Source organism: Pantoea sp. X-Soil-MYKO-1289, assembly GCF_059730625.1.
In genome coordinates, this window is record NZ_AP036004.1 from 3,987,985 (window position 1) to 4,010,293 (window position 22,309).

Genomic DNA, 22,309 nt, shown 5'->3' on the forward strand with positions numbered 1-22,309 from the left:
CCTGACGCGGCATCCAGCGAAATGAGGCCTACAGCATGATGGGATTAGCCGGAAAAAAAATTCTGCTTGGCGTGAGCGGCGGCATCGCGGCGTATAAAGCGCCTGAGCTGGTGCGTCGCCTGCGCGATCGCGGCGCCGAGGTGCGCGTTATGATGACGCCCGCCGCCAAAGCCTTTATTACGCCGCTCAGCCTGCAGGCCGTTTCCGGCCATCCGGTATTCGAAGACCTGCTCGATCCCGCCGCCGAAGCGGCGATGGGCCATATCGAACTGGCGAAATGGGCCGATTTAGTGGTGCTGGCGCCGGCGTCGGCCGACCTTATCGCCCGTTTGAACGCCGGTATGGCCAACGACCTGGTAACCACCGCCTGCCTCGCCACCGCCGCGCCCGTGGCTGTGGTGCCGGCGATGAACCAGCAGATGTATCGCGCTGCCGTCACCCAGCATAACCTGCAGCAGCTTGCGGCGCGCGGCCTGCTGATTTGGGGGCCTGACAGCGGCAGCCAGGCGTGCGGCGACGTAGGCCCTGGCCGTATGCTCGATCCGCTGGCGATTGTCGACCATGCGGCGCAGTGGGCGTCGCCCGTCAACGATCTGCAACATCTCAACATTATGATCACCGCCGGTCCAACGCGCGAAGCGCTCGACCCGGTGCGCTATATCAGCAATCACAGCTCCGGCAAGATGGGCTTCTCCATTGCCGCCGCCGCCGCCAGCCGCGGCGCCAGCGTGACGCTGGTGAGCGGTCCGGTGAGCCTGCCAACGCCGCCGGCGGTGCGCCGTATCGACGTGACCTCCGCGCTGGAGATGGAGGCCGCCGTCATGGCTGACGCGGCGAAGCAGCACATTTTTATCGCCAGCGCCGCGGTAGCGGACTATCGCGCCGCGACGATCGCGGCGGAAAAGATGAAAAAGCAGGGCGGCGAAGATGATGCCGTCACGCTCCAGCTGGTGAAAAACCCGGATATCGTGGCGGGCGTCGCCGCAATGCCGCAGAACCGGCCTTACGTGGTTGGATTTGCCGCAGAAACCCAGAATGTGGAAGAATACGCACGACAAAAACGGGTACGAAAAAATCTGGACCTGATCTGCGCTAACGACGTAGCGAAAGCCGGACAGGGATTTAACAGCGATACCAACGCGCTTCACCTTTTTTGGCAGGAGGGAGAAAAACGCTTACCGCTCAGCGATAAGACGCTCCTTGGCCAACATTTATTAGACGAGATTGTCCGCCTTTATGATGAAAAAAATCGACGTAAAGATTCTTGATGCGCGCGTAGGCGCGGAGTTTCCGCTGCCGACCTACGCGACCTCTGGCTCCGCCGGGCTCGATTTGCGCGCCTGCCTGGAGAGCGCGCTGGAAATCACGCCCGGTATGACCACGCTGGTGCCGACCGGCCTGGCGATCCACATCGGCGATCCCAGCCTGGCGGCGGTTATCCTGCCGCGCTCCGGCCTGGGTCATAAGCACGGCATCGTGCTGGGCAATCTGGTGGGCCTGATCGACTCCGACTATCAGGGCCAGCTAATGGTATCGGTCTGGAACCGCGGCCAGCAGAGCTTTACGCTGCAGCCAGGAGATCGTCTTGCGCAGCTGGTCTTCGTGCCGGTCGTTCAGGCGGAGTTCAACCTGGTGGAAGATTTCGACGCCAGCGCCCGTGGGGAAGGCGGTTTCGGCCATTCAGGCCGTCAGTAACGCCCATTTTTGCTTAACCATCTGTTTATTTCCACTCAGCCTTAAGCCTCGCGCTTAGGGCTGACAGGAAGGTGTGCCTGTTTAAGGTGAATTTCAGGGGTTTTTAAGGTCATGGCAGAAAAAAAACTCGCCAAACGGAACCGTCGCGAAGAAATTTTGCAGGCGTTGGCGCAAATGCTGGAATCCAGTGACGGTAGCCAGCGCATCACCACCGCCAAGCTGGCAGCCAACGTCGGCGTTTCTGAAGCGGCGCTCTATCGCCACTTTCCCAGCAAAACGCGCATGTTCGATAGCCTGATTGAGTTTATTGAAGACAGTCTGATTACCCGCATCAATCTGATCCTGAAAGATGAAAAAGAGACGATGGCGCGCCTGCGTCTTATCGTGCAGCTGATTCTGGGATTTGGTGAGCGTAATCCGGGGCTGACCCGTATTTTGACCGGCCACGCGCTGATGTTTGAGCAGGATCGCCTGCAGGGGCGTATTAATCAGCTGTTTGAGCGTATTGAAGTGCAGCTGCGTCAGGTGATGCGCGAACGCAGAATGCGTGAAGGCGAAGGCTTCGAGACGGACGAGACGCTGCTGGCGAGTCAGCTGCTGGCGTTTTGCGAAGGCATCCTGTCGCGTTACGTGCGCTCGGAATTTCGTTTTCGGCCAACTGCCGACTTCGATATCCGCTGGCCGCTGCTGGCCGCGCAGCTGGTGTAGTCCGCGCGCGTCAGCCGGGCTGGTTTCCCTTTCCCAGGCGGGAAAGGGAAGCCATCGGCATTAAATGCCGTACTCTTTCTGATAGGCGCGCACTTTCGCCAGATGATCCGCCATTTCAGGCTTCTCTTCCAGGTAGCTAATCAGATCCTTCAGGGTAATGATGGCGGTAACCTGACATTTATAGTCGCGCTCCACCTCCTGAATCGCTGAAATATCGCCGCGTCCGCGCTCCTGTCGATCCAGGGAAATCAGCACGCCCGCCAGCGTGGCGTTATGCGCGTTGATAATGTCCATCGATTCGCGTATCGCCGTGCCGGCGGTGATGACGTCATCCACCAGCATAACGCGGCCCGCCAGCGGGCTGCCTACCAGCAGACCGCCTTCGCCATGATCTTTCGCCTCTTTGCGGTTGAAGCAGTAAGGCACGTCGCGGTCATGGTGATCGGCCAGCGCCACGGCGGTGGTGGTGGCGATAGGAATGCCTTTATAGGCGGGGCCGAACAGCAGATCGAAGTCGACGCCGCCGTCCACTAACGCCTGCGCGTAGAAACGGCCCAGCAGCGCCAGATCGCGACCGCTGTTGAACAGGCCGGCATTGAAAAAATAGGGGCTTTTACGGCCAGACTTCAGGGTAAATTCGCCGAACTTCAGCACCTGCTTGTTCAGGGCGAATTCAATAAACTGACGCTGCCAGGCTTTCATCTCTCACTCCTCTCGCAAAAAAAAGGCGACTCTCTGGTCGCCTGGTAAATCAGTTGTTCAGCGCCGCTTTCTGCGCCTGAATCAGTTCCTCGATGCCGCCGCGCGCCAGCGCGAGCAGCGACAGCAACTCCTCATGGCTGAACGGCTCGCCTTCCGCCGTGCCCTGCACTTCGATCATGCGGCCATCTTCCAGCATCACCACGTTCATGTCGGTTTCGGCGGCGGAGTCTTCTACATACTCCAGATCGCAGCGCGCTTCGCCTTCAACAATGCCGACGGAAATCGCCGCCACCATGCCTTTCATCGGGTTCGCTTTCAGCTTGCCGTCGGCCACCAGCTTGTTCAGCGCATCGGCCAGCGCCACGCAGGCGCCGGTAATCGACGCGGTACGAGTGCCGCCGTCAGCCTGAATCACGTCGCAGTCCAGCGTGATGGTAAATTCGCCCAGCGCTTTGAGATCGACCGCCGCGCGCAGCGAGCGGGCGATCAGGCGCTGGATTTCCAGCGTACGTCCGCCCTGTTTGCCTTTGGCCGCTTCACGCGCCATACGGCTATGGGTAGAGCGCGGCAGCATGCCATATTCGGCGGTTACCCAGCCTTGTCCCTGTCCTTTCAGGAAACGCGGGACACTCTCTTCCACGGTAGCAGTGCAGAGCACTTTGGTTTCGCCGAACTCCACCAGAACTGAGCCCTCGGCATGTTTGGTGTAGTTTCGGGTCAGGGTGACGGGACGCACCTGCTGTGCGCTTCGGCCTGCTGGACGCATGGTAATCTCCGGCTGAAATGAATTGGCTGCGCATTATACGGACTTCCTCGTCGCCTGTCTTGCTGACGGGATTACGCATCGGCGGATGAATTTTCGCGCGGTCTGTGGCTAAATGCGCCTTCCTCACTCACTGAAAATAAAAAGTATGACCTCAATTCTTCATTTCCTGCTGGCGCTGGCGGTGATCTTCGCCCTTGCGCTGCTGGTCAGTCATGACCGCAAACAGATACGCCTGCGTTACATCGTGCAGCTGATCGTGGTGGAAGCCGCGCTGGGCTGGTTTTTCCTGCACTCCGCCAGCGGACAGGCGGCGGTCGGCGCCTTCAGCGGCTTTTTTGAGAAGCTGCTGACCTTCGCCGCGCAGGGCACCGACTTCGTGTTTGGCAATATGAGCAAGCAAGGGCTGGCCTTTATCTTTCTTGGCGTGCTCTGCCCCATTGTGTTTATCTCGGCGCTAATCGGCATTTTGCAGCACTGGCGCATCCTGCCGCTGCTGATTCGGCTGGTGGGTACGCTGCTGTCGAAAGTTAACGGCATGGGCAAGCTCGAGTCGTTCAACGCCGTCAGCACGCTGGTCCTCGGCCAGTCGGAGAACTTTATCGCCTATAAAGGCATTCTTGGCGATATCCCGCCGAAGCGCCTTTACACCATGGCCGCCACGGCGATGTCCACCGTATCGCTCTCTATCGTCGGCGCCTATATGTCGATGATCGAGCCGAAATATGTGGTTGCCGCGCTGCTGCTCAATATGTTCAGCACCTTTATTATTCTCTCGATTATCAATCCCGGCAAAGCGCAGGATGAAGCGGCGATCCCGCTCGACAAGCTGCATGAAGAGCAAAGCTTTTTCGAGATGCTCGGCGAATACATCCTGGCGGGCTTTAAGGTCGCGATGATTATCCTGGCGATGCTGATCGGCTTTATCGCGCTGATCGCCGCGGTCAATGCGCTATTCAGCGCGCTGTTCGGCTACAGCTTCCAGCAGATTCTCGGCTATCTCTTCTATCCCTTCGCCTGGCTGATCGGCATTCCCGCTGCCGACGCGCTGCAGGCCGCCAGCATTATGGCGACCAAGCTGGTGGCGAACGAGTTCGTGGCGATGATTGAGCTGCAAAAGGTGGCGGCCGGCATGACGCCGCGCGGACTGGGCATTCTCTCGGTGTTCCTGGTGTCGTTCGCCAACGTCGCCTCGATCGGCATCGTCGCCGGCGCGATCAAAGGGCTGAACGAACAGCAGGGCAATGTGGTCTCCCGGTTCGGCTGGAAGCTGGTCTACGGCTCCACGCTGGTGAGCCTGCTGTCGGCAGCCTTCGCCGGTCTGTTTATCTAATCTCAGTACGGCGGCCTTGCAGCCGCCGTTTTATTCAAAATCCCACGCACACCGGCGCGTCGACGCGCATCACTGACTCCTGGCCGAAGCGTTGCTTGTAAAGCGTGCGCAGCGCTTCGATATCGTCGTTAACGCCATTCTCCGCGCCGTGAATAAGCATCAGCGCCTTGCTCGGCTCGCGCGCCAGCTTGCCGCTTTTCTCCAGCCACTGGCCGCTGGCGTCGTAGACGCTGAGTCCCGCTTTGAAGCGCGGCGTCACCTCTTTATCGAGGAACTGCTGCCAGTCGTCGCGGCTCACCATTCCGCCCTGCGGCTTACTGAGACCGAACCAGAGCGTGGTTTGCATCATCATTTCGCCGCCTGCGCATACGGCAATCGGTTTGGTCGGCGGCGGGAGCGGACGCGGCGCCTGGCAACCGGCCAGCAGCGCGGCCAGCGCCACGGAAAGGACAACAGAGCGGAACATCGGCGGTATCCTTATCAAAACGGTTAGCGGTCATCATAAGTGTCTGTCCGCAAAAGCGGAAATGTTTCCTTATTCGCCCGCACCTGCGCTTATGCCTGTTAGCGGGCGGCGGGTGTCGCTATACTTGCTGCATAATTTCTGACAAAGAGTAGCCGATTATGATCCGCAGTATGACCGCTTACGCCCGCCGCGAAGCTAAAGGAACCTGGGGCAGCGCCGCCTGGGAGCTTCGCTCCGTTAACCAGCGTTACCTTGAAACCTATATTCGTCTGCCGGAGCAGTTTCGCAGTCTGGAGCCGGTTATCCGCGAGCGCATTCGTCAGCGCCTGACGCGCGGCAAAATCGAGTGCAACCTGCGTTTCGACGCCGATCCTGGCGCGCAGGGCGAACTGATGCTGAATGAAACCCTGGCGAAGCAGCTGGTGCTGGCCGCCAACTGGGTGAAGATGCAGAGCGACGAAGGCGCCATCAATCCGATGGACATTCTGCGCTGGCCTGGCGTGATGTCCGCGCAGGAACAGGATCTCGATGCGATTAACGCCCAGCTGCTGAGCGCGCTGGACGGCGCGCTGGATGACTTCATCGTCGCGCGCGAAAGCGAAGGCGCCGCGCTGAAAGGCATGATCGAACAGCGCCTCGAAGGCGTGAAGCAGGAAGTGGCGAAAGTGCGTGCGCAGATGCCTGAGATCCTGAAATGGCAGCGCGAGCGCCTGGTGGCGAAGCTGGAAGAAGCGGAAGTGCAGCTGGAAAACAATCGTCTCGAGCAGGAGCTGGTGATGATGGCGCAGCGCATCGACGTCGCGGAAGAGCTGGATCGCCTGGAAGCGCATGTTAAAGAGACCTATAACATCCTCGGCAAAAAAGAGGCCGTCGGCCGCCGCCTCGACTTCATGATGCAGGAATTCAACCGCGAATCGAACACGCTGGGGTCGAAATCGATCAATGCGGACGTCACCGCATCGGCGATTGAGCTGAAGGTATTAATCGAACAGATGCGCGAGCAGATTCAGAATATTGAGTAGCATTTCACACATATCCATAAGTATGCAAAATTCCTTATAAGCCCGCTACTTGCGGGCTTTTTTACTCTCAGGAGCTAGCATAAAGATGCAGGGGAGCGCATGATTACCGTGTACACCTGGGTGTACATCTAACGCAAATGCCAGATGTTCAGGTGTACACCGATAACCACTACGGGAATCAGAGATGCCCAAGCTGACTGACGCACAAATACGAGCCTGGATTAAAGCCGGCGTAAGGTTTGAGGGTAAATCGGACGGGAACGGCCTTTACCTGTCTTACCGCGAGAACTACCAGACGCCTGTCTGGCGCTTCCGCTATAAGTTCTCAGGCAAAGCGCGCGCCATGCTTATTGGATCCTATGCGGAGCTGTCGCTAGCCAGAGCAAGAGAAACGGTCAGGGAGTTAGCCGCACGGGTGGCGCTGGGCTATGACGTGTCCGGAGAAAAACGGCAACGCAAAGCTGATGCGCTGGCAAAGATTGAGGCAGAGAAGAACGCCATACGCGTATCCCAGCTGGCGGCGGAATACTTTGAGCGTCAGATCCTGCCACGCTGGAAGCATCCAGATACACTGCGTCGCCGCCTGGATAAAGACATCAATCCCCGTATCGGAAAAATGAAGGTAGAGGACGTTAAGCCCCGCCACATTGATGACATGCTGAAGGCGATCGTAGACCGTGGCGCGCCGACCGTTGCCACTGACGTTCTGCGCTGGACACGCCGCATTTTTGATTACGGCATTAAGCGTCATATTCTGGCAGTTAACCCCTGCTCTGCCTTTGAAATTTCTGATGCGGGTGGTAAAGAGGTTAGCCGCGATCGGTGGCTGAGTCGTGATGAGCTGATAAAACTATTCCAGGCGATGCGAACGGCTAAGGGCTTCAGCCGTCAAAATGCACTCACTTTTAAGCTGCTACTGGCGCTGTGTGTCAGAAAGATGGAGCTGTGCGCTGCGCAATGGGCGGAGTTTGATCTGGATGAGGGTATCTGGCATTTGCCAGCAGAGCGCACAAAGAATGGTGATGCAATCGACATTCCCTTGTCGCTCCCCGCACTGACCTGGCTGAAAGAGCTGCATACCTTTTCCTGCAACAGCAAATGGGTCCTGCCAGCCAGAAAGATGCAGCACCGCATGATCCCCCATATTCAGGAAAGCACGCTGCCGGTGGCGCTGGCAAAAATACGGGCTGAAATGGCGGACGTGCCCAGCTTTACCATTCATGATTTCCGCCGCACTGCACGTACTCATCTGGCTTCGCTGGGATGCGATCCGGTCGTGGCTGAACGATGCCTTAACCACCGCATCAAAGGGGTCGAGGGCGTTTACAACCGGCACCAGTATTTTGAGGAAAGGAAAGCAGCTCTTAGTCAGTGGGCAGATCTGTTAGTAACGCTGGAACGTGGAGAGCGATACAACGTGACGCCTTTAGCGAAGAAAAAGGGTTAATAATGCAATTGCTGAATATTGGCGTTTTCGAACGTATAACCTCACAGAGGATGGTTACAATTGCCGAAGTGATTAATACGCTTTACGGCATCAATCCAAATAAAAAATTGAAAGAATTGCCTGACGACGTAGCGGAAGAGGCGTCAGATATTCGTAAGGCCATAACCCGGAACATTCGTAGCCTGAATATAAGCCTCCTTACAGTGAACGATGAAGTGGATGCCGACCTGGTCTTCGCAGCCGCTCATGATTTTATGCGCCAGGGAATTACGCCAGAAATTATCCTCAAGCGTGGGCGAGAAGCTCTTCTCACATTCCTTTACAGAAACGACTGGGAAAAATACATGTTTGCTTTTGGCGGGCGCTCTTTAGTCGAAACGATGTCATCCGTCAGAAAAACCGGACGCGGCCAGCACAGAAAAACTGATGAGGAAAATGGAACACTAAAAATGATGGGGGCATTGATTAAGTTACTGGCAGCCAAGCATCCAACGGGTAAATATGGCTCCGTCGAAAAACCGACGATATCAGAAATATATAAGGATGTACTGTTCTTGCTTGAAAAAGAAAATGTATCTACCAAAGGCCTTGGAAGATCAACGTTCGCCTCCAAAAGCAAATCATCCTTAGCGTCATTTTACGATGATGAATAGTTAAAAGGGGGACGCTCCTGGCTACCCCTCTAATTGCCTCGTTAACCATTATGAATGCTGACAATGGTTCATATGTTCTCACCCAGATAGCCCACTGTCCTCTTCCATTCTTATCCGTTCGCAATTCTTTTTAACCTTTTCATCCTGCCAGAAATTTAAATGATTTATTTTCAATAGATTGCTGAATAATAAATGCAGTTTGAATTTCACCCTTTCTCAATGGATCGCGTATTTTTCAATGGTTCCAATCCTTCTTTCATCAGAATCCAGTCTTGATGGAATACTGTATTTTTACTCACTACTCTCTTTCATAACGTCGCAAGACAACGCATACGGAACGATAGAAAATCATGTCATTACAGGAACCAGCTAAAGAAACGATTCCAACAAGCGGAATGATCAGACCTAAGCGCCTGGCTGAATTACTCGGTGTGAGTGAGTCCACGATCTGGAGAAAGGCTAAAAATGGCACACTTCCTCGCCCAGTAAAGCTGTCTGAACGCGTGGCCGCGTTTGATGCCGTTGAAATCAACCGCTGGCTGGCGGAGCGCCGCGCAGTGGCTATACCAGCCAGTCAGCGGGCGCAGTAAACGAAACCCATCCTCCTTAGCTGGATGTCTTCGCCGCAACGTAACGGGGCCTGAAAATGAAAACCAGAAAAAATGGATTAAGTTCCAGCGGCTTTGCTCAACCTGAAATCAGCCAGGAATCTCTGCCCGGCTACAACGAAAGCCGCGACGGATTAAAAGCCCCAGGCGCTAAGCAGCACCAGTATATAAATCTGGCACGAGCAGAGGATCGGGTTGCGGGTCCGGGAGAGGATGAACGCGCTGGTGAAAGCGGGCAGAAGTTGAGCATGCTGGTGGTTACGCAAAAAATATCTGATTGGCACTTCGTTAATACTGACTACAGTGAATCTTTGTCATTATCGCGAGCCAGTTTCCGTTGGCGGCGTTTGATCTCACCTTTAGCAGCGGTAACCAAAAATCCAGCTGTGCTTTCACCAATTTCCCGTAATCGCTCAATATCTTCCATCACTTCGTGGGGAATTCTTACGGTGGTCATTTGCGACTTTGCGTTCTTCGCACCAGTTGCCATTGCTCAAAATCCTTGTGTTGGGTGTATTTCATTATACTCAGGAAAAACTAGACGAAAAGACTTGAGGTGTATTTCACTTTGGGCTAACGTCAAAAGCAAAGGTGACATACACCTTCAGGGCGCGAAACCCGGTAGTGCGCGAACACTAACCGGGCTTCTTACCAAACCGTTAATCGGAGTAACAGTTATGGCTATGAACAAGCATACCCAAACTCATCCCAAATATCAGTATCGCCTCCCCGCCATTTCCCGCCAGGACCGGTCTGTTCCCCCGTTTCGTCTCTGCATCGATGCCGGCTCAGAGCAGGAAGCCTGCCGCCTGCTGGCCCCTTGCTTCATCCTTTCTTTCGCGGACCAGCTTCCCGTTCAGGAGGCCCGGAATGCGTGAGCCCATGGATTTAGATCAGGCTGAATATTATGCCGAAATGGCCACCTCCCTGTATGAGGTGATTATGGATAAAGCCTGTGAAGAGTGCTCGCCCCAGATGATGCATCTCATCAGTCTGGCCTGCGATATCAATTTTGAGGTCTACCGGGCGCTCAGGGCAGACGGAGGAAAGCAACATGATCAGTAACGTGAAGTTCAATGAACTGGCCGGCCGGGTCGAGGCGCTTACTGCCCGTGTCGGAGACCTGGAGGCCCGCCTGAATGCGCTGGTGGACTCACAGGGCGGTACCATTCCGCCCGGTATGGCGCCGGTCAGCACGCTGGCGGCTGAATTTGGTATTTCCACCAAAAAAGCCGAGGAAACTGGCGCACAACGCAGGCGTGATGCTGGTGCGGCATAAGACGGGAGGCTATCTGGTGCCGGACGAGAAGTTTCGTGAAGCGGCCCGGCTGGTACTACGTGCTGCCAAGCGTAAATACGGCTCGGCGTACTGGTATCACCCGCTGATTGGCAAGTTCCAGATGAGCGGAGGGATACCGAAATGAGCATGACGGAAATGGAGACGGAGATCCTGTCTGACGCGCTGTTCACCTGCATTTACCTGTGGGTGAATGGCCATCCCCTTGATAAAAAAGCGGTCCATGAGGCCGCTTCACGGCACCGGGATAAACATTCCTGCTACGGCCGACTGGCGCAAAAAATGAAAGACTTTGTGCCGGGCAGTGGCATGAGCTACGAAGCCCTTTGTGAAGACGGCCTCTGTCAGACAGATGCAAAAAAGCAGCGCCAGAAGCGGGTAGACCTGATCGCCGGTTTTACGGGCGAGGAAACGGTTAAGGCACTGCTGTGTGATACGGCACGTATCAACCGACTCTTTAACGCCGGAGAGGAGCAGGGGAAAGCATCCCGCCAGGCAGGGCTTCCTCTTTCCCAGATGGGGCCCAGCCAGCGCGGCGAGGTGCTCCTTAATTATTATAACGGGCAGCTGGCGCTGGATGCTGACTCAGACGTGGTTCATCACTATAACGGCATCGTCTGGCAACCTCTGAGCGACCGGGAGCTGGCACGCCAGATGGCGGCTATTTTTATCGACAGCGAAACGGCGTATTCCATGCCGGCCATGAAGAATGCCGTCGATGCCATGAAGCTGAGCCTGCCGGTGATGGGGGCGCCGTCCCGCCATCTTGTCGGTTTCGTTAACGGGGTTTTTGACACCCGGCAGGGCATTTTTCGCCCGCACGATCCCGGTGACTGGCTGCTTATCGCCAGTGACGTCACCTTCACGGCGGCTGTGCAGAACGAAACGCTGGCAGAGCACGCGCCTGTTTTTCAGCAGTGGCTGAACGGGTGCGCCGGGCATCACCCGCGTAAGGCTGACCGGATACTGGCCGCTCTCTATATGGTGATGGCCAACCGCTATGACTGGCAGCTTTTCCTCGAAGTCACGGGGGCAGGGGGAAGCGGGAAAAGTGTGATGGCCGAAATCTGCACCATGCTGGCCGGCAAGGGCAACACCGTCTCAGCCAGCATGGCCGCGCTGGAGAACCCGCGTGAGCGCGCGCTCATCGTGGGGTACTCGCTCATCATCATGCCGGACATGACCCGCTATGCCGGTGACGGTGCCGGCATCAAGGCCATTACCGGCGGAGACAAGGTGGCAATTGATCCCAAGCATAAGGCGCCATACTCCACGCGCATCCCGGCCGTCATTCTGGCCGTCAACAATAACGCCATGACCTTCAGCGATCGCAGCGGGGGCATATCGCGGCGCCGGGTTATTTTTAACTTTTCACGGGTCATTCCGGAGAACGAACGTGATCCGCTGATGACGGTAAAAATTGAGGCTGAGCTGCCGGTCATCATCCGCCACCTTCTCACCCGCTTTGCAGACCAGCAGGAGGCGCGTCAGCTGCTGTCTGAACAGCAGACGTCTGAGGAGGCCCTGACCATCAAGCGCGAATGCGATGCGCTGGTGGATTTCTGCGGTTATCTGACGGCTTCACCGCAGTGTGACGGCATGTTTATCGGCAATGCAGAAATTGTTCCGTTCAGCCCGCGTCGCTATCTCTACCACGCCTACATGGCTTACATGCGGGCGAACGGGCTGAGCAAGCCGGTATCTCTAACGCGCTTCGGTACGGATATGCCCGGGGCCATGGCTGAGTATGGTAAAGCGTATCTTCGCAGGAAAAGTACCAAGGGCCATATGCGCTCTAACCTCACGCTCAGCCGGGATGCTGAAGCGTGGTTGCCTTTTGCTGCCGGAGAACAGGAAAAATAAATAAATTAAAAAAGTGTCCACTACTCTCCACTTTTAGTGACTTTCACTTTTATAACAACAGATTAATGGGTGGACAGTTAATTATTAACTCTCCACCCATTATTTATATATTTATTGTAAAACAGATAGTTAAGGGGTGGAGAGTCAGAGTGGACAGTCTCCACCTTCCTTCTAAAAAGCAGAAAGAACAGGTGGAGAGTCTGAGGAATGGGTGGAGAGTAGTGGACACTTGAATAACAACTCTCCACCGATTAACAGTATGAAAATAAAGTAAAAAACGCAAAAAGTGGAGAGGCGGAGAGTTAAAGTACTATTCTTTTTTTTCGTGCGTTCAAAACAGAATTGCTGTTTTTTATGTGTCCAATAATTAAGAGGTTGAACAAATCGCCCTGATACTGACCTGCACGAAATTGAAGGATGCTGAGGAGCCGAAGCGCCGGGCGTACGACCTGCAGCCGGTAAAGCTGTTCACGGATGAAGAGGATGAGGAGATTCATTCGCTGGCGGTGCGGGACGTGGCCCGTAATGTTGATGAGCATGATCCACCTTTATCGAGTATCCCTAACCTGAGTGAAAACCATGCCACTCTGTGGGCGCTTATCCGCAGCCGGAGAAAACGGTGAAGCCTGTACCCGCGCATTACTGCGTGATTACATGAAAGCTATGGGTATAGATGTCAGCAAAAACTTCAGTCGCTGGCTGGCTAAGCTTGAAAGCCACGGGATGGTAACAATCAACGATGAAGAAATAATAATTATCAGCTGCCGGAAAAGTAAGGGATAAAGTGAGGAGAGGTGAAGGAAGGTGGCAGTTTGCTTAAACATTACTGCCTGTAGTTACTGATTGCTCAGGCAACCCTATGCCGAATGTCCGCTTTGTGTTAGAAGCGGACCTTGTAAGCTGAGAAGGCCTATGAGCAGGCAGTGTGAAGGGATGTTATGTTTGTTAACGACGGGCTTATGCTTAGGTCATGTAGATGCGCGAAAACTAATACTTAAAGCGAATAGGCCTGGCGGGAGTGAGAGCCTGTTGAACAGTATCAACAACGTTGAAAAGCAGATAGATTGCAATTAGGATAAATCCTAACACTTTCTGAGCAATGGACGCGTTATGCATATCAAGTTAACTGAGTTAAAAGAAAAACTAGATCAGCTTCACACTTTGTTGGAATCGCTTACCTATCCTAATGAAGACATTTCAACATGGAACGCTGCTTTGTTTCCTTCACTTCACATAAATGATTTGATCTACTTACCCGCTGACTTAGCAAATAAAATTACGAAGTTTAAAAAATTTGAGCCTAATGATAATGATGTAAATAGAATAGATTCATGTATAGATGCTATTGAGAAAGCAAAAGGTAGCGTCACTAACATTAGCAGCGGCCAACCTAATACTGCGTCACAGTATATAATTTCTTTCATGTTGACGATGCTTTTTATTAGCAATGAAATCAATGAGCTTTTCTCTTTTGAAGTTCTTGCAAATAGAGAGTTATTGCCTAAGAGTGTACTTAATCGACTTGCAATGTATGATGATAACTTAGAGTCGATAAAATTGAAAGCTGGCGATATTGAAAATAAAATATCGATAATTAATGAGGCCTATGAAGCAGCTGAGCAATTACCTACAACGTTAAAAACCTTAAGATCATTAAGTGAGGATTTAGAACGTATTAGACATCTTTCATCTCAAAGCAATGAAGAGATAGTCAATCTTAATAAAAAATCAATTATAGCATATGATGATTTGTTTGAAAGACGATCAAAGATTCATGATCTAACTAATGAGATGAATGATTCAATCAATGAATATATGCAAAATTATTCTACAGAAGCGCAGTCATATATTGATCGATGTGAAATTGCTTTTAGGACTACTACTACCAAAGGCTTGGCAGGTGCATTCGAAGATAAAGCACAAAAGCTGAATGCTAGCATACGATGGTGGGTTTTTGGTTTAACAGGAGCCTTAGCAACAGGCGCAGTGGTTGGCTATTTTAGGCTCCAAGTCTTGGAACATTATTTATCAAATACAGATGCTTCCTCGATGAAATTACTTGTTCAGTTATTTCTTTCGCTCCTCAGTGTAGGTGCTCCGCTGTGGTTTGCTTGGCTGGCGACAAAGCAAATTGGACAAAGATTCAGATTAGCTGAAGACTATGAATTCAAAGCGTCTGTTTCTAAAGCTTATGAGGGTTATAAAAACGAGGCAATAGGTTTAGATGAATCTTTCTCTCAGCGTCTTTTTGGAAATGCTTTATCGCGCTTAGAAGAAACCGCCGTTGAGGTTTGTGGAGGATTCTCATCCGTCTTCGCCGCTAATGGAGGTGTTATCATCACCAAAATTTAAAGAATACATATCGAAAGGAGACGAATCAGTTGATGCACTGCTCAAAAAAGCTGGTTTGCGCAGGGAGCGAGAAGAGAAAAAAGAAATTCTAACGCCTTCACCTCAAAAGACAGATGATGAAGATGCTAATTAAAAATATTTTTTAGATGTTATTCTACATTAATTGAGCAAATTATTTGACTGCTCAAACTGTTTTTTGTGGCGGCATGTGATCATTGCGCATAAATAGGCGGCTGACCTTCTCCACGTCACCGTGCTCACCGTTATTTTTCGGGGTCATGCCCATCACTGCGGTGGCACCCGCTGAAAGGACAGCATATCGTCGTGGCTCACATTATTGATGCTCAGAAACTCGTTTTGGCCGCTTTCTCTGAAATCGAAATGCTCTTAATACCATCCTTTTTCCTACTTTACGCTTTTCATTCTAAAAAGGAATTCATGGAGAGCATGACCTGTGTCACTCAAAGTGAGGGCGGATGAAATAAACAATAGCTTACGTACTCTGTGCCTGACCGAAGAGCGAGGCAGTCCTCAAACTAGTGACCGCATTGAGAGTTAAGAGGCTGGTGGTCACTGTGACCACTCGTAATAAAATCAGGAAGTTATTCATTAATCATTTTACTGCCAGCTCTCGCAGGGCAGTCAAAGTGACGGTCTCGGACAAATCAAGGACTTAGGCTGTGTTTGAATGTTCGCCCCTACTTAGAAGCCATTGCAACAGTCTGAAGGTTTTGCACTATTTGGGTAAAACCCTTACGTGCCTGATTTTCATTTTCTAAACCGATCACCAGCCTGTTGATGGTGAGCCACTGTGGCCGGCAGGACGTGGAAAAACGAGCGGGTCCTCCCGGCGGGGTACCCTAACCACGAGGCGGCGGCCCCGCGGAAAACGGCTGATTTTTGCATTTTCATGGTGGCGGCGGCAGGTCAATTAAATTATTGATAATTAAGGTTAATATTCAAAATCACTTGTACACTTTTTTCCTGGGGGTGTCATTAGACCAGTTCTTAAAGTCATGAAATTAATGAATAAAAATGGTTTCCACCTGCCAGACTGAGCTACCTGGTCAAATTAAAACCACTTGTGATGCCTTTCTCTGATGCATTTTTTTAAATCGCCGAGGACATGGGGATTTTATAACACCACCATAAGTTGACAGGTGAAGTCGAAGAATTACAGGGCGTAAGCGCCTTTGGGCTGCTCCGGACGCAGAGTTTCAGGTGAAGCGTTAAGATGATTACATATCTCTGATACAGGCTGGCCTGCATCAGGGTTATACCAACGAGAGCAAAGCCTCTAACCATTATTCAGCCTGAGCGGCAATATGCATTTGCTGAGCCTGAAGCTTGCTATCTTTGCGCACAGCCAGAATTGCATAGCAAATACCAGCCTATATAGCGACCGGATAAGCAGACCTAACAATATTGCATGACGGATATTTGAAGCGGATAGGGGGATTGGTGCTGATCCAGTAACTATCTGTTTAGAATAGCGTTATTCGTTTTCTGGACACAAAATTAAGAAGTCGCGCTGATGCGCTTGCAGTGTGAAATCCTAACCCTACGCCAGCAGCACCTTCAGCAAACACTTCAGTCGCTGGCTGGCCAGGCTTGAAGGCCACTGGATGGTAACAGTCAACGATGAAGAAACAACAATTATCAGCTGCCGGAAAAGTGAGGGATAAAGTGAGGAGTAAAAAGTGAGGGAAGCGCGGAGTTTCAGCTTGCTTACACATTGCTGGCCTGACGTTAAAGCTCACAAAGGAAAGCTCAGGCAAAATGTCCGCTTCGTGACTTAAGCGGACATAGGCAATTTTCATTATATATTACATCAAACAAGTTCCCATCGTCGGAAGAGAACGCTTGCATTCACACCACCAAACCCGAATCCATTTGATAACGCATGCCGGATGGAAGAATAACGCGCCTTCAACGCAACCAGGTCTAGCCCCTCAGCAGCTTCATCAGGATGGTGTAAATTCAGCGTCGGCGGAATAACCTGATCACGCAGAGCCAGCACGGTAAAGATGGCCTCAATACCGCCAGCCGCACCCAGCAGATGTCCGGTAGCTGATTTGGTAGAACTGATGGCAACTTTGCTGAAGTTGCCAAATATGTCCCGGATGGCCGAGAGTTCACCTTTATCCCCAACCACTGTTGAAGTGGCATGAGCATTGATGTGCTGTACATCATCGGCACTCGCATCTGCCTGAGCCAGGGCAAGCTCAATGGCTCTGCGAGCTCCGCTTCCATCTTCAGGTCCGGCAGTAAGATGCCATGCATCAGCGCTGGTGCCATATCCCACCAGCTCAGCCAAAGGTGTTGCACCACGTTTTAGAGCATGCTCCAGAGACTCGATGACCAGTATTCCGGCTCCTTCGGCCATCACGAATCCATCCCGATCTTTGTCAAACGGTTTTGAGGCTTCACCAGGCTTGTCTCCATTGTTTGTGGACAGCGCACGGGCAGCAGCAAAACATCCCAGTGTGACGCGATCTATTGCGGCTTCTGTACCCCCGCAAACCGCAATGTCTGCTTCTCCTGCTTTAATCAACCTCGCTGCATCACCGATAGCCTGTACACCCGCTGCGCATGCCGTTATTGGCGCGCCGATAGGTCCCCGGAAACCATGCTGGATAGAGACATGCCCGGCAGCCATGTTGGCGAGAAAAGAGGGCGCGGTAAAAGGTGATAAACGACGAGGTCCGCGTGTATCGGTCGTTCTCACTGCATCGGCAATCGCACCGAATCCTCCCACCCCCGAGGCAATGACAGTTGCCGTTCGTGCACGGGCGTGTTCATTATCGGGCTGCCAGCCCGCCTGAGTCAGGGCTTCCTGAGCTGCAATCAGAGCAAACTCAATGAAACGGTCCATTTTTTTGCGCTCTTTAGCGGTGATGTAACGTTCTGGCTCATAACCGGCTTCAGGATCTTCTGCGATTGATGGAACCCTTCCGGCAACGGATATACCTGTGCCCTCTCTGATTTCAGGCGGAAGCATTGTTATTCCCGACCGGCCCTCAATAAGTCTGCGCCAGACGGTCTCCGTACCACATCCTAAGGGGCTGACAATACCGCAGCCGGTGATGACGATTCGCCCGGAGTTATTCTGATTCATGCTGAAAACCTCATGCTTTTGATTGCATAGCGTGCTGACCTAAGCCAGCGTACAGGGAGACGTATCCCCCTGAGATTTACGATTATTCTGCGGCTTTAGCTTCCGCATGCTTCTGATTTTCAGGACGAATCCTGAACCAGATGGCATACATAGCAGGCAGGAAAACCAGCGTAACGATAGTGCCGGCGAAGGTTCCGCCGATCAGCGTGTAAGCCAAGGTTCCCCAGAAAACAGAATGCGTGAGCGGTATAAATGCCAGAATGGCGGCCAGTGCCGTCAGTAAGACGGGTCGGGCGCGCTGAACCGTTGCTTCCACAACGGATTCAAATGGTGTCAGCCCTTCATGCTCATTGTGATGGATCTGCCCTATCAGAATTAATGTGTTACGCATCAGAATTCCCGACAGCGCGATAAGCCCTACCAGCGCATTTATCCCGAACGGCTGACCAAAAAGTAAAAGGATCGGTACAACGCCAATCAGCCCCAGTGGTGCAGTCAGAAACACCATCACCATCGCCGACATCGAGCGCACCTGCAGAATGATGATCAGCAGCGTGATGGCAATCATGATCGGGAACAGCGGAGCCATTGCTTTTGTTGCTTTACCTGACTCCTCGATAGGGCCTCCCTGCTCAATACGGTAACCGGCCGGCAGCTTAGCGATAATGGGCTGCAACTGTTTCAGAATCGCCATAGAAACATCGGGCGGCTGCATGCTGTCTGCAATGTCGCCTCTTACGGTAATAGTCGGGGTCCGATCGCGACGCCGCAGCACGGGGTCTTCCATTCTGACCTCAACATCACCTATCTGAGACAGCGGAACGCGCTGGCCTGACGATCCCACCAGCGTAAATCCGGATATTTTAGCGGGGTCGAGCCTGATATCGCCTGCTGCGCGCCCCATCACCTGAACGGAGCGGATATCTTCACGAACGGACGTAATGGGCACGCCAGAGAGCAGGAACTGGAGTTGCTGCGAAACGGCACCCGATGTCAGCCCTACAGCCTGAAGGCGATCCTGATTCAGTGAAAAGTGCAGCGTCGGCACGCGCTGTCCCCAGTCCGTATTAACGGTCCTCATCAGGGGGCTGGTCTGCATGACAGCCTCTACTTTGCTGGCTATCTCACGCAATTTAGCCGGATCAGGTCCCATTACCCGGTAAGCCACCGGATAAGGCGAGTACGGACCAAATACCAATTGTGTTACGCGAACACGTGCTTCCGGAGCCAGCCCGCTGGCTGCGGCTTCACGCAGTCGATGTTTGAGGATATCGCGGGCATCCTGGCTGTCTGTCAGGACGACAATCTTCGCAAATGAAGGATCGGGAAGCTCAGGTGCCATTGCAAGGTAGAAGCGGGGCGATCCCTGCCCGATGTAGGAAGTAACAATTTTTGCCTCTTTCTGCTTTTTCAGCCAGTCTTCGATTTTTGCCGTGGTTGCACTGGTCTGTTCAATCGAAGTGCCGTAAGGCATCTGAACCTCAATCAACACCTCAGGACGATCGGATGTCGGGAAGAACTGTTTCTTAACAATGCCCATGCCGAGAATAGCAATGGTAAAGACGATGATCACCGTTCCTGCAACTATCCATTTCCGGGCGATAAAGCGAGTCAGTAACTGGCGAAAACGGTTATAGCGCGGCGTGTCATAGATTGCGGCGTGGCCACCTGATATCGTTTTGATTTCCGGCAGCATTTTCACGCCCAGATAAGGTGTGAAGACCACGGCGACTACCCAGGAGGCTATCAGCGCAATACCGACTATCCAGAACATGTTACTCGTATATTCACCGGCGGTAGACTGCGCAAAGCCGTTAGGCATAAAGCCCACGGCCGTAACCAGGGTTCCTGCCAGCATCGGAGCGGCAGTATGGCTCCAGGCATAGGCTGAGGCTTTAATACGATCGTATCCCTCCTCCATTTTTACAACCATCATTTCAATCGCAATGATGGCGTCATCCACCAGCAGTCCCAGCGCCAGAATCAGTGAACCCAGAGTTATGCGGTCGAAGTTCTTACCTGATGCCTCCATGACGATGAAAACGACCGCCAGCGTCAGCGGTACGGCAGCGGCAACCACTACGCCTACACGCCAGCCCATGCTGACGAAGCAGACCACCATCACCACCAGCAGCGCAACAAAGAATTTGATCATAAATTCATCTACTGCAGAGCTGATGTTCACCGACTGATCGGTGACTTTCGTCAGTGTCATTCCCAGTGGCATTGATGCGTTAATACTGGCGGCCTCGGCATCAAGAGATTTGCCCAGTTCCAGTCCGTTCCACCCTTCCCGCATGATAATGCCCAGCAGCAGAGTGGGTTCTCCCTGATTCCGGATTAGAAACGTCGCAGGATCTTCATATCCCCGTTCAACGGTAGCAATATCCGACAGCTGCAGCGTTCTACCATTCACGACAACAGGCGTTTTGCGGATCTGTTCCAGTTTGTTAAAAGCTCCGTCAAGGCGGATAAACACCTGAGGTCCCTGAGTGTCAATTGAACCCGCAGGCGTCAGGACATTCTGGTTGTTCAGTGCTGAAAATATGTCCTGGGCCGAAACGCCAAGTGTGGCCAGCCTGTCGTGGAAAAAAGAGATAAAAATGCGTTCCGTCTGCTCGCCAATGATGTTGACCTTTTTGACACCCGGTACATGGAGCAGACGCTGACGCAGCGATTCTGCATCGCGCACCAGTAAACGCTGAGGTTCACCTTTAGCTTTCAGAGCAAAAAGGGAAAATGTGACATCCGAAAATTCGTCATTAACCATAGGTCCGATGACGCCTTCAGGCAGGTTTTTAGTTTCATCATTCAGTTTCTTACGTGCCTGATAAAACTCTTCCTGCACCTGCGACGGAGGTGTACTGTCCTGCAGCCAGAGCACGGTGAATGCCATTCCCGGTCGGGTGTAGGTTTCGGTCCGGTCATACCACTTAAGCTCCTGCATGCGCTTTTCAAGCGGTTCAGCAACCTGGTCCTGCATTTCCTGCGCCGTCGCACCCGGCCACGCGGTAACGATCGTCATCTGTTTGACTGTAAACGGCGGATCTTCTGCCCGACCCAGCTCAAAAAAAGCGAGGATGCCCGCGACCGTGATAAGGATGATCAGGAATAAGGTAATTGAACGCTCCCGCACGGCTAGCGCAGAGAGATTGAAACGGGCGTTACTCATGAGGCTGGCCTCCGGCAATGCTGCCATCACCCTGAAGCGCTACGCGGACGGTTTCGCCGTCATGCAACAGGTGAGCTCCAAGCGCAACCACTTTATCGCCGGCACTGATTCCACTGCTGACTTTTGCCATATCGTCACTCAGGCCCTCTGCCTGTACCGCCCGCCAGGATACCCGGGCGGGCTGACCGGTAATAACCCATACTCCCGGGCCATTGCCATTGTCTATGAGTGCAGTCAGGGGGACGACCATTACCTTACGGGAAACTTTTTCGTCAGCAATACGTAGCGTGACCGTTGCACCCAATGGCGCACTGGCCAGCGCACCTTCAAGTACATAACGCGCTTCAAAAGTACGTGTTAATGGGTCTGCTGCATCAGAAAGCACGCGAAGCCGTGCATTTACGAACTGATCTTTAGCGACGTATAGTGTCGCTTCAGCCTGGCTTTCAGGAGCTGGCCTGAGTGTTTCAGGCAACTGGACAAGGGCTTCACGCTGCCCCGCCCGGGCTAACCTTATCACCGGCTGGCCTGCGCTGACTACCTGGCCTGGTTCAGCAAGCGTATCCATTACCACGCCATCAGAGTCAGCAAGAAGTACGGCATAGCTCCTGGCATTCTGTGCAACATTTGCCTGCGCCTGTGCAGCGCTGAGATCGGCATTTGCAGTATCTGCAGCGGCCTTAATCTGATCATACGCTGATGCTGAAACGGCGCCTGCTGCCACAAGGCCGCGGTAACGCGCTTCATCCTGAGAAGCTTGCCGGGCGCGGGCGCGGGCGGCAGTTACCGCCTGCTGCTGTGCCTGAGCCTGAAGACTGAGATCAGCAGGGTCGAGGCGCATGAGCGGCTGTCCACGTTTAACCGTTTCTCCTGTGTCAACGAGGCGTTCAAGAATTTTTCCCTGAACCCTGAAGCCAAGGTCACTCTGTGTACGCGCAACAACAATGCCGGTGAATGAACGGTAAAGAGCGTTCGCCGCCCCCACGTTAACAGCTCTTACAAGGGGAGGCTGAGTGCGTGGATCATCGGTAGCAGAATTGTCACCGCAGGCCACCAGGGCCAACGGCAACAGGCATACAGCCAGGGTGACAGGTTTTATCCTGAACATGG

Annotated in this window: 21 protein-coding genes and 1 pseudogene; 13 read left to right on the forward strand and 9 right to left on the reverse strand. The window is 53.1% G+C overall.

Features of this window, described 5'->3' with window-relative positions; translation table 11 throughout:
* The first annotated feature begins 35 nt into the window (after nucleotides 1–35).
* The 3 genes from coaBC to slmA all read left to right on the forward strand — a co-directional run bounded on the left by coaBC (nucleotide 36) and on the right by slmA (nucleotide 2,403).
* Complete coding sequence (coaBC, locus tag AC6I7Z_RS18920; RefSeq protein WP_497815312.1) at nucleotides 36–1,268, forward strand: bifunctional phosphopantothenoylcysteine decarboxylase/phosphopantothenate--cysteine ligase CoaBC; 1,233 nt, start codon at nucleotides 36–38, stop codon at nucleotides 1,266–1,268.
* Nucleotides 1,237–1,695: a dUTP diphosphatase gene (gene dut / locus AC6I7Z_RS18925; protein ID WP_434126454.1), complete on the forward strand. Its 459-nt coding sequence runs from the start codon at nucleotides 1,237–1,239 to the stop codon at nucleotides 1,693–1,695. Before coaBC ends, dut begins: the two co-directional genes overlap by 32 nt.
* Nucleotides 1,696–1,806: 111 nt before the next feature.
* The gene (gene slmA, locus AC6I7Z_RS18930; RefSeq protein WP_497815313.1) at nucleotides 1,807–2,403 is read left to right on the forward strand and encodes a nucleoid occlusion factor SlmA; all 597 of its coding nucleotides are present in this window, start codon (nucleotides 1,807–1,809) and stop codon (nucleotides 2,401–2,403) included.
* Between the two features lie 60 nt (nucleotides 2,404–2,463).
* Here slmA and pyrE read toward each other — a convergent pair whose 3' ends face one another.
* Nucleotides 2,464–3,105: an orotate phosphoribosyltransferase gene (pyrE, locus tag AC6I7Z_RS18935; RefSeq protein ID WP_033754300.1), complete on the reverse strand. Its 642-nt coding sequence runs from the start codon at nucleotides 3,103–3,105 to the stop codon at nucleotides 2,464–2,466.
* Nucleotides 3,106–3,154: 49 nt separating this feature from the next.
* Nucleotides 3,155–3,871, reverse strand: a complete 717-nt coding sequence (rph, locus tag AC6I7Z_RS18940; protein WP_033754298.1) for a ribonuclease PH — start codon at nucleotides 3,869–3,871, stop codon at nucleotides 3,155–3,157.
* Nucleotides 3,872–4,016: 145 nt separating this feature from the next.
* Here rph and AC6I7Z_RS18945 point away from each other — a divergent pair, with 145 nt between their 5' ends.
* Nucleotides 4,017–5,201, forward strand: coding sequence for a NupC/NupG family nucleoside CNT transporter (locus AC6I7Z_RS18945; RefSeq protein ID WP_316555931.1), 1,185 nt, complete (start codon nucleotides 4,017–4,019; stop codon nucleotides 5,199–5,201).
* Nucleotides 5,202–5,235: 34 nt separating this feature from the next.
* On the opposite strand, the gene AC6I7Z_RS18950 is transcribed toward AC6I7Z_RS18945, so the two are convergent.
* Nucleotides 5,236–5,667 (reverse strand): DUF3574 domain-containing protein, encoded by a 432-nt coding sequence (locus AC6I7Z_RS18950; protein ID WP_497815314.1) that lies wholly within the window; start codon nucleotides 5,665–5,667, stop codon nucleotides 5,236–5,238.
* A gap of 158 nt (nucleotides 5,668–5,825) precedes the next feature.
* Here AC6I7Z_RS18950 and AC6I7Z_RS18955 point away from each other — a divergent pair, with 158 nt between their 5' ends.
* The 4 genes from AC6I7Z_RS18955 to AC6I7Z_RS18970 all read left to right on the forward strand — a co-directional run bounded on the left by AC6I7Z_RS18955 (nucleotide 5,826) and on the right by AC6I7Z_RS18970 (nucleotide 9,379).
* Nucleotides 5,826–6,689, forward strand: coding sequence for a YicC/YloC family endoribonuclease (locus tag AC6I7Z_RS18955; protein WP_497815315.1), 864 nt, complete (start codon nucleotides 5,826–5,828; stop codon nucleotides 6,687–6,689).
* Between the two features lie 184 nt (nucleotides 6,690–6,873).
* Nucleotides 6,874–8,136, forward strand: coding sequence for a tyrosine-type recombinase/integrase (locus AC6I7Z_RS18960; protein ID WP_238561307.1), 1,263 nt, complete (start codon nucleotides 6,874–6,876; stop codon nucleotides 8,134–8,136).
* Nucleotides 8,137–8,138: 2 nt separating this feature from the next.
* Entirely contained in the window at nucleotides 8,139–8,789 is a 651-nt protein-coding gene (locus AC6I7Z_RS18965; RefSeq protein ID WP_497815316.1) for a hypothetical protein, read from the forward strand.
* Nucleotides 8,790–9,139: 350 nt separating this feature from the next.
* Nucleotides 9,140–9,379: a helix-turn-helix transcriptional regulator gene (locus tag AC6I7Z_RS18970; protein WP_132466170.1), complete on the forward strand. Its 240-nt coding sequence runs from the start codon at nucleotides 9,140–9,142 to the stop codon at nucleotides 9,377–9,379.
* 316 nt (nucleotides 9,380–9,695) lie between these two features.
* Here AC6I7Z_RS18970 and AC6I7Z_RS18975 read toward each other — a convergent pair whose 3' ends face one another.
* Nucleotides 9,696–9,887, reverse strand: coding sequence for a YlcI/YnfO family protein (locus AC6I7Z_RS18975; RefSeq protein ID WP_497815317.1), 192 nt, complete (start codon nucleotides 9,885–9,887; stop codon nucleotides 9,696–9,698).
* A 193-nt stretch (nucleotides 9,888–10,080) separates the two neighbouring features.
* On the opposite strand from AC6I7Z_RS18975, the gene AC6I7Z_RS18980 reads away from it, so the two are divergent.
* From AC6I7Z_RS18980 to AC6I7Z_RS18995, 4 genes and pseudogenes are all read left to right on the forward strand, one after another.
* Nucleotides 10,081–10,275: a host cell division inhibitor Icd-like protein gene (locus tag AC6I7Z_RS18980; RefSeq protein ID WP_497815473.1), complete on the forward strand. Its 195-nt coding sequence runs from the start codon at nucleotides 10,081–10,083 to the stop codon at nucleotides 10,273–10,275.
* Nucleotides 10,268–10,462, forward strand: coding sequence for a hypothetical protein (locus AC6I7Z_RS18985; RefSeq protein WP_497815318.1), 195 nt, complete (start codon nucleotides 10,268–10,270; stop codon nucleotides 10,460–10,462). The genes AC6I7Z_RS18980 and AC6I7Z_RS18985 overlap by 8 nt, the downstream gene beginning before the upstream one ends.
* Nucleotides 10,452–10,821, forward strand: a pseudogene (locus AC6I7Z_RS18990) (hypothetical protein). The gene AC6I7Z_RS18985 and the pseudogene AC6I7Z_RS18990 overlap by 11 nt, the downstream one beginning before the upstream one ends.
* Nucleotides 10,818–12,557, forward strand: a complete 1,740-nt coding sequence (locus AC6I7Z_RS18995; RefSeq protein ID WP_497815319.1) for a DNA primase family protein — start codon at nucleotides 10,818–10,820, stop codon at nucleotides 12,555–12,557. Before AC6I7Z_RS18990 ends, AC6I7Z_RS18995 begins: the two are co-directional and overlap by 4 nt.
* A 302-nt stretch (nucleotides 12,558–12,859) precedes the next feature.
* Here the strand turns inward: AC6I7Z_RS18995 and AC6I7Z_RS19000 are convergent, their stop codons facing one another.
* Nucleotides 12,860–13,096 (reverse strand): hypothetical protein, encoded by a 237-nt coding sequence (locus AC6I7Z_RS19000; protein WP_497815320.1) that lies wholly within the window; start codon nucleotides 13,094–13,096, stop codon nucleotides 12,860–12,862.
* A 571-nt stretch (nucleotides 13,097–13,667) separates the two neighbouring features.
* Here AC6I7Z_RS19000 and AC6I7Z_RS19005 point away from each other — a divergent pair.
* Nucleotides 13,668–14,909: a hypothetical protein gene (locus tag AC6I7Z_RS19005; RefSeq protein ID WP_497815321.1), complete on the forward strand. Its 1,242-nt coding sequence runs from the start codon at nucleotides 13,668–13,670 to the stop codon at nucleotides 14,907–14,909.
* A gap of 1,484 nt (nucleotides 14,910–16,393) precedes the next feature.
* On the opposite strand, the gene AC6I7Z_RS19010 is transcribed toward AC6I7Z_RS19005, so the two are convergent.
* From AC6I7Z_RS19010 to AC6I7Z_RS19025, 4 genes are all read right to left on the reverse strand, one after another.
* Nucleotides 16,394–16,729, reverse strand: coding sequence for a hypothetical protein (locus tag AC6I7Z_RS19010; RefSeq protein ID WP_497815322.1), 336 nt, complete (start codon nucleotides 16,727–16,729; stop codon nucleotides 16,394–16,396).
* An 11-nt stretch (nucleotides 16,730–16,740) separates the two neighbouring features.
* Entirely contained in the window at nucleotides 16,741–18,027 is a 1,287-nt protein-coding gene (gene fabF, locus AC6I7Z_RS19015) for a beta-ketoacyl-ACP synthase II (protein ID WP_275027140.1), read from the reverse strand.
* An 82-nt stretch (nucleotides 18,028–18,109) separates the two neighbouring features.
* On the reverse strand, nucleotides 18,110–21,199 hold the full coding sequence (locus AC6I7Z_RS19020) for an efflux RND transporter permease subunit (protein ID WP_497815323.1): 3,090 nt from the start codon (nucleotides 21,197–21,199) through the stop codon (nucleotides 18,110–18,112).
* Nucleotides 21,192–22,307 carry an efflux RND transporter periplasmic adaptor subunit gene (locus AC6I7Z_RS19025; RefSeq protein ID WP_497815324.1) on the reverse strand — a complete coding sequence of 372 codons (1,116 nt, stop codon included), beginning with the start codon at nucleotides 22,305–22,307 and terminating at the stop codon, nucleotides 21,192–21,194. Before AC6I7Z_RS19025 ends, AC6I7Z_RS19020 begins: the two co-directional genes overlap by 8 nt.
* Nucleotides 22,308–22,309: the final 2 nt, after the last annotated feature.

What these genes read in the sequence shown, in the direction of transcription:
- AC6I7Z_RS19025 (WP_497815324.1), bottom strand. Translation starts at nt 22,307, where the DNA reads ATGTTCAGGATAAAACCTGTCACCCTGGCTGTATGCCTGTTGCCGTTG.
- pyrE (WP_033754300.1), bottom strand. Translation starts at nt 3,105, where the DNA reads ATGAAAGCCTGGCAGCGTCAGTTTATTGAATTCGCCCTGAACAAGCAG.
- fabF (WP_275027140.1), bottom strand. Translation starts at nt 18,027, where the DNA reads ATGAATCAGAATAACTCCGGGCGAATCGTCATCACCGGCTGCGGTATT.
- AC6I7Z_RS18960 (WP_238561307.1), top strand. Translation starts at nt 6,874, where the DNA reads ATGCCCAAGCTGACTGACGCACAAATACGAGCCTGGATTAAAGCCGGC.
- rph (WP_033754298.1), bottom strand. Translation starts at nt 3,871, where the DNA reads ATGCGTCCAGCAGGCCGAAGCGCACAGCAGGTGCGTCCCGTCACCCTG.
- AC6I7Z_RS18965 (WP_497815316.1), top strand. Translation starts at nt 8,139, where the DNA reads ATGCAATTGCTGAATATTGGCGTTTTCGAACGTATAACCTCACAGAGG.
- dut (WP_434126454.1), top strand. Translation starts at nt 1,237, where the DNA reads ATGATGAAAAAAATCGACGTAAAGATTCTTGATGCGCGCGTAGGCGCG.
- AC6I7Z_RS19020 (WP_497815323.1), bottom strand. Translation starts at nt 21,199, where the DNA reads ATGAGTAACGCCCGTTTCAATCTCTCTGCGCTAGCCGTGCGGGAGCGT.
- AC6I7Z_RS19000 (WP_497815320.1), bottom strand. Translation starts at nt 13,096, where the DNA reads ATGCTCATCAACATTACGGGCCACGTCCCGCACCGCCAGCGAATGAAT.
- AC6I7Z_RS18950 (WP_497815314.1), bottom strand. Translation starts at nt 5,667, where the DNA reads ATGTTCCGCTCTGTTGTCCTTTCCGTGGCGCTGGCCGCGCTGCTGGCC.
- AC6I7Z_RS18975 (WP_497815317.1), bottom strand. Translation starts at nt 9,887, where the DNA reads ATGGCAACTGGTGCGAAGAACGCAAAGTCGCAAATGACCACCGTAAGA.
- AC6I7Z_RS18955 (WP_497815315.1), top strand. Translation starts at nt 5,826, where the DNA reads ATGATCCGCAGTATGACCGCTTACGCCCGCCGCGAAGCTAAAGGAACC.
- AC6I7Z_RS18945 (WP_316555931.1), top strand. Translation starts at nt 4,017, where the DNA reads ATGACCTCAATTCTTCATTTCCTGCTGGCGCTGGCGGTGATCTTCGCC.
- AC6I7Z_RS18980 (WP_497815473.1), top strand. Translation starts at nt 10,081, where the DNA reads ATGAACAAGCATACCCAAACTCATCCCAAATATCAGTATCGCCTCCCC.
- AC6I7Z_RS19005 (WP_497815321.1), top strand. Translation starts at nt 13,668, where the DNA reads ATGCATATCAAGTTAACTGAGTTAAAAGAAAAACTAGATCAGCTTCAC.
- AC6I7Z_RS18995 (WP_497815319.1), top strand. Translation starts at nt 10,818, where the DNA reads ATGAGCATGACGGAAATGGAGACGGAGATCCTGTCTGACGCGCTGTTC.
- coaBC (WP_497815312.1), top strand. Translation starts at nt 36, where the DNA reads ATGATGGGATTAGCCGGAAAAAAAATTCTGCTTGGCGTGAGCGGCGGC.
- AC6I7Z_RS18970 (WP_132466170.1), top strand. Translation starts at nt 9,140, where the DNA reads ATGTCATTACAGGAACCAGCTAAAGAAACGATTCCAACAAGCGGAATG.
- AC6I7Z_RS19010 (WP_497815322.1), bottom strand. Translation starts at nt 16,729, where the DNA reads ATGAAAATTGCCTATGTCCGCTTAAGTCACGAAGCGGACATTTTGCCT.
- slmA (WP_497815313.1), top strand. Translation starts at nt 1,807, where the DNA reads ATGGCAGAAAAAAAACTCGCCAAACGGAACCGTCGCGAAGAAATTTTG.
- AC6I7Z_RS18985 (WP_497815318.1), top strand. Translation starts at nt 10,268, where the DNA reads ATGCGTGAGCCCATGGATTTAGATCAGGCTGAATATTATGCCGAAATG.